Annotated in this window: 5 protein-coding genes; 2 read left to right on the top strand and 3 right to left on the bottom strand. The window is 77.7% G+C overall.

Features of this window, described 5'->3' with window-relative positions:
• Together purH and purN are read right to left on the bottom strand one after the other, a co-directional pair.
• On the bottom strand, positions 1-1,554 hold a 1,554-nt coding region (gene purH, locus ACFW1A_RS37755), incomplete at its 3' end, for a bifunctional phosphoribosylaminoimidazolecarboxamide formyltransferase/IMP cyclohydrolase (protein ID WP_380417698.1).
• On the bottom strand, positions 1,551-2,210 hold the full coding sequence (gene purN, locus ACFW1A_RS37750; RefSeq protein WP_380417696.1) for a phosphoribosylglycinamide formyltransferase: 660 nt from the start codon (positions 2,208-2,210) through the stop codon (positions 1,551-1,553). The genes purN and purH, both read right to left, overlap by 4 nt.
• A gap of 379 nt (positions 2,211-2,589) precedes the next feature.
• Between purN and ACFW1A_RS37745 the strand changes: the two genes are divergently transcribed.
• The gene (locus tag ACFW1A_RS37745) at positions 2,590-3,276 is read left to right on the top strand and encodes a hypothetical protein (RefSeq protein ID WP_380417694.1); all 687 of its coding nucleotides are present in this window, start codon (positions 2,590-2,592) and stop codon (positions 3,274-3,276) included.
• A 7-nt stretch (positions 3,277-3,283) separates the two neighbouring features.
• Here the strand turns inward: ACFW1A_RS37745 and ACFW1A_RS37740 are convergent, their stop codons facing one another.
• Positions 3,284-4,795 (bottom strand): DUF6350 family protein, encoded by a 1,512-nt coding sequence (locus tag ACFW1A_RS37740; RefSeq protein ID WP_380417692.1) that lies wholly within the window; start codon positions 4,793-4,795, stop codon positions 3,284-3,286.
• A gap of 76 nt (positions 4,796-4,871) precedes the next feature.
• On the opposite strand from ACFW1A_RS37740, the gene ACFW1A_RS37735 reads away from it, so the two are divergent.
• The coding region (locus tag ACFW1A_RS37735; RefSeq protein WP_380417690.1) for a sigma factor-like helix-turn-helix DNA-binding protein at positions 4,872-5,560 on the top strand (689 nt) is incomplete at its 3' end.

Genomic DNA, 5,560 nt, shown 5'->3' with positions numbered 1-5,560 from the left:
GAAGTACATGGTGACCCCGGCCGCCGCGGCCGCCGCCACGACCTCCTCGTCGCGCACCGAGCCGCCCGGCTGGACGACCGCCCGCACGCCCGCGTCCAGCAGGATCTGCAGGCCGTCGGCGAACGGGAAGAAGGCGTCCGAGGCGGCGAAGGAGCCCCGGGCACGGTCGCCGGCCCGCTCCACCGCGAGCTTCGCCGAGTCGACCCGGTTCACCTGGCCCATGCCGACGCCGACCGAGGCGCCGTCCTTGGCCAGCAGGATCGCGTTGGACTTGACGGCCCGGCAGGCGGTCCAGGCGAAGGCCAGGTCGGCCAGCTCGGCCTCGGAGAGCGCCTCGCCGGTGGCCAGGGTCCAGGTCGACGGGTCGTCACCCGGCGCGTCCACCTTGTCCACCTGCTGGAAGAGCAGGCCGCCGCTGATCCGGCGGGCCTCCCGGCGCTCGCACGGGGCCTCGGGGGCGCGCAGCACCCGGATGTTCTTCTTGCGGGCGAGCACCTCGACGGCGCCCTCCTCGTAGTCCGGCGCCACGACGACCTCGGTGAAGATCGGCGCGATCTGCTCGGCCAGCTCCACGGTGACCGGGCGGTTGACCGCGATCACGCCGCCGAAGGCGGACAGCGGGTCGCAGGCGTGCGCCCGGCGGTGCGCCTCGGCCACGTCCGCGCCGACCGCGATGCCGCACGGGTTGGCGTGCTTGATGATCGCGACGGCCGGGCGCTCGTGGTCGTAGGCGGCGCGGCGGGCGGCGTCGGTGTCGACGTAGTTGTTGTACGACATCTCCTTGCCGTGCAGCTGCTCGGCGGAGGCCAGGCCACCCGTGCCGTCGGTGTACAGCGCGGCCTGCTGGTGCGGGTTCTCGCCGTAGCGCAGGACGTTCGAGCGCTCCCAGGTGGCGCCGAGGAAGGACGGGAACGCCTCCTCGGACTCGGTGTAGCCGGAGGTCTCGAACCACTGGGCCACCGCGACGTCGTAGGCCGCGGTGTGGGCGAAGGCCGCCGCGGCCAGCCGCTTGCGGGTCAGCAGGTCGAAGCCGCCCCCGGCGGCCGCCTTCAGCACGTCGCCGTAGCGGGCCGGGTCCACCACCACGGCCACCGAGGGGTGGTTCTTGGCGGCCGCGCGGACCATCGACGGACCGCCGATGTCGATCTGCTCGACGCACTCGTCCGGGGTGGCCCCGGAGGCGACGGTGGCGGTGAACGGGTACAGGTTCACCACGACCAGGTCGAACGGCTCGACGCCCAGCTCGGCCAGCTGCGCGCGGTGCGACTCCAGCCGCAGGTCGGCCAGCACACCGGCGTGCACCCGCGGGTGCAGGGTCTTGACCCGGCCGTCCAGGCACTCCGGGAAGCCGGTGAGCTCGGAGACCTCGGTGACCGGGACGCCGGCCGCGGCGATCCGGCCCGCGGTGGAGCCGGTGGAGACGATGGCGACACCGGCGGCGTGCAGGCCCTGGGCCAGCTCCTCCAGCCCGGTCTTGTCGTACACGCTGATCAGCGCGCGACGGATCGGGCGGACGTTCTCCGAAACCGGAGCGGTGGCGTGGGTGGCACTCATGCCGGGATCCATACCTTTCGGTCTTCGATGCGGTGACCTTCACGGGCCAGGCGGCCCACGATCTCGACGAGCAGTCGGCGCTCGACGGTCTTGATGCGCTCGTGCAGCGCGTCGCCGCCATCGGCGTGGTCGGCGTCGAGCACCTCGACGACGCCCTGCGCGATGATCGGCCCGGTGTCCACCCCGGCGTCGACCAGGTGGACGGTGCAGCCGGTGACCCGGACGCCGTAGGCGAGCGCGTCGGTGACGCCGTGCGCCCCGGGGAAGGAGGGCAGCAGCGCGGGGTGGGTGTTGACGATCCGTCCGGCGAACGCCGCCATGAAGCGGGGGCCGAGGATCTTCATGAAGCCGGCCGTGACCACCAGGTCGGGCCGGTGCTCCGCGACCGAGTCGGTCAGCGCCGCGTCCCAGTCCGCGCGGTCCGGGAAGTCCTTGATCCGGTGGACGAAGGTGGGCACTCCCGCGCCCTCGGCCCGGGTCAGACCGGCGATGCCGTCCCGGTCGGCGCCGACGGCGACGATCTCGGCGCCGTAGCCGGGGTCGGCCACCGCGTCGAGCAGGGCCTGGAGGTTGGTGCCGGAGCCGGACACCAGGACCACCAGCCGGGCCGGGCGGTCACGGGGGGGCGGGAAGGCGAGCGGGGGGGCGGCGGCCACTGCGCGGGTCTCCGTAGGTCGGGTGCCCGCCCGCTGGTACGTCCACCGGGCGGTGGGGCCACTACGGGCAGGCCGGCTGGTCGACAGATCCGCGGGTGCGCCGGGGTGCGTCCGCCTCGCTGCGGGTCCCGGGAACCTGGGAGAGCTGCTGACCGTCACCACGATAACGGCTGGTTGAACGCGGGCTGTACCTGGGATTCTGCTTGACGCGCGTAGATGAGAGCGGGATCTCCCGGGCCCGACCGCCGGACGGTGCCCGCGGGTCTCACCTGCGCATCGAACGGCAGGCCGGACGCACCGGCCCGGGCCGCTGCGGGATCATGGGTCGCGGACGCCCGACGCGACCGACACCCCCTGAGGATGAGGAACCCCGAGCGAGATGAGCAGCGGCAAGAACAGCGACGAGCGCAACCCCTTCGCGCCGCCGCCGGCGGACGCCCCGGACCAGCCGTGGCAGCCGCGCCTCCCGCAGGGCCCGGCCGACGGGTCACCGCAGGGCGAGGAGGGTTCCGCCCCCGGTTCCGACCGGCCCGGCCACCCGCCGGTGCCGCCGCCGCACCCGTGGACGCCGAACTGGCAGGGCGGCGGCGGCCCCGGCTGGCCCGGTCCGCAGTCCGGCCCGCAGCAGCCGCGCTTCGACCCCACCGACCCGGTGCACCGGCGCTCGCGGTACGCGCTGTACGCGGGGATGGGCTCGCTCTTCTGCGGGCTCGGCGGCTACCTCGACTTCGCGCTGCTCTTCGGGGTGCTGGCCCTCTACTGGGGCATCAGCACGCTGCGCACCACCCGCAAGGAGGCGGCGGCCGCGGTCCGCGAGGAGACCGGCCCCGCGGCCGAGCCCGCCTGGCCGTACCCGCAGCGGGTGGCCCCGCAGGTCCCGGCGGCGCTCGGCGGCCTGATCACCGGCGGGGTGGCGGTGGCCCTGGTGCTCGGCACGTTCGGCCTGCAGATGGCCTACCAGCCCTACTTCACCTGCCAGGAGGACGCGCTGACCCAGGTGGCCGCGCAGAGCTGCTCCGACCTCGCCCCGCACTGGCTCGACACCCTCTTCACGCCGCAGGACTGACGCGCCCTCACCCCCGGCCGAGCCCGCGGCGGGCCCGGTCGAGCAGCCGGGCCCCCGCCTCGGCCGCGGCCGACCGGGCCGGGGCCGGCAGGGCCGGCAGCTCCGGCTCCGGCCCGTCCACGGGCGGGTCCACCGGCGCGGGGGTGCGGCCGGCCCGGCGCCGCCACCACCAGGACAGCGCGGGCGCGCCCGGCACCGCCACCGCGGCGATCCAGCCGGCCGCCGCCGGCCCGCAGCCGGCCGCGGGGCCGAGCACGGCCATCCGCCCGCCGCCCACCGCGCCCTGGGCCAGCCAGCCGGCCAGCGCCACCGCCGCCCCGACCAGCCCCGCCGCCCCCGCGGCCGCCAGCGCGGTGCTGCCCGGGGAGATGCCGTCCGGGGAGGTGCCGCCGGGCGGGGGCGGCTGCGCCGCGTCCTCGGGCCCCCGGCGCTGCTCCGGCTCCGGGTGCTCCCCGTGCTCCTCGCGCTCCTCGCGCTCCTCCTGCTCCTCCTGCTGCCGCGACGGCTGCGCGGCCCGCGCCAGCAGCACCGCCACCACCGCGCCGGCCGCCAGCGGGACCAGCAGCACCAGGCGCTGCCAGCCGCTGCCGCTGCTCGGCACCAGCGCGAGGAGCGGGAACTCCGGCACCGCCCCCAGCCGCACCGTCCCCGGCGCCACCACGGTCCCGCTACCCACGGCGAACCCCGGCCCGAGCGCGTAGCCCACCGCCCAGAGCACCGCGTCGGGCGCCAGCAGCAGGCAGCTGAGCAGCAGCCCGAGCAGCCCGGGCAGGCTCGACCCGGCCAGCTCGCGCACCACCGGGTCGGTCGCATCGGTGCGCAGCACCAGCACCACGGCGAACAGCAGCGCGCCGCCCGCCAGCAGGGTGAGCCCCCCGGCCGCGGCGGCCCGGAACACCGGGCGGGCGGGCGGCGGCGCGGGCAGCCACCGGACCGGCCGCTCCGCCGGGCCCGGTCCCGGTCGACCCGCCCGCCACCGGGCCGCCCGCGCCGCCCACCGCCGCGCCGCGGGCCACCAGCCCGGCCCGGTCCGCGCGCCCACCGCGGCCGCGGCGTAGACCAGCAGCCCGACCGCCGCCAGGTCCGGCAGCGGCTCGGCCCGCAGCGCCCCGGCGCCCTGGCAGAACAGTGCCACCGGCAGCGCCACCAGCAGGTACCCGGCGCAGAGCACCGGCGGCACCGAGGCCCGCCGCACGCCCGCCGCGGCGGCCGCCCGCCCGGCCGCCCGGCGCACCAGCAGCAGCACGGCCAGGGTGAGCAGCAGCGGGGTGAGCGAGAGCGGCGCGCCGCCCCGGACCAGCGGTCCACCGTGCCCCAGCAGCCAGAGCGCACCGGCCAGCCGGGCGGCGTCGGCCGCGCTGTCCTGCGGGGTGGCCGTGAGCACCCAGAGCACCAGCACCGGCACCGCCGTCCCCGCCAGCCCCAGCAGGGCGCTGCTCATCCCGGCCAGTCCCGGGCCGCCGGCCCGGGCCGCCGCCGGTCCGGCGAACGGACGGCCCGTCAGGTGGTGGTGCGTCATACGGTCATGGTGCGGCCGTCACCCGTCCTGCCCTGCGCAAGGAGCAAGCCCTCGCCGTGTCTCGGATGATCTGCTTATGTGTCAGGACGGTCCCGAGGATCAAGCGGTCGAGCCCACCCCGGCCGGCTTCGAGGCGGTGTACGCCCGCTGCGGCACCCACCTGCTGCAGCAGGCCTACCTGCTCACCGGCCGCCGCCGCACCGCCCGGGCCGCGGTGCACCGCGCCTTCGCCGCGGCCTGGCCGCACTGGGCGCGGACCGCCGCCGGCCCGGACCCGGTGGGCCGGCTGCGCCGGCGCACCTGCGAGGCGGCGCTGGCCCCGTGGCGGCCGGTCGGTCCGCGCCGCACCCACCGGCTGACCCCGCCGCGCCGCCGGATCGCGGTGCCACCGCTGCCGGACGCCGCCGGGCGCGACCGCGCGCTGCTCACGGCCCTGCGCCGACTCTCCCGTCCGCGCCGCCGGGTGGTGCTGCTGCACGACGCGCTGGGCCTGACCCCGGGCGAGGTCGCGGCCGAGGTGGAGGCCAGCACCACCGCCGTCGCCGCCCGGCTGGCCGCGGCGCACCGGGAGCTGGCCCGCACCGTCCCGGCGCTGGTCGGTGCCGACCCCGACGCCCCGGAGTTCGGCGCGCGGCTCGGCGGGCTGCTCTACCGGGCCGCCGAGCGCGGCTGCCCGGGCCCGCCCGGGCGGGGCACCGCTGCCCTGCGGGCCCGCGGCCGGCTGCGCGCGGTCGCCCCGCCGCTGGCCGCCGCCGCCCTGGTGCT

Source organism: Kitasatospora sp. NPDC058965, from assembly GCF_042741245.1.
Classification (GTDB): Bacteria; Actinomycetota; Actinomycetes; order Streptomycetales; family Streptomycetaceae; genus Kitasatospora.
The sequence above is the reverse complement of the archived record's forward strand: the minus strand, read 5'-3'. Positions and strand labels throughout refer to the sequence as shown.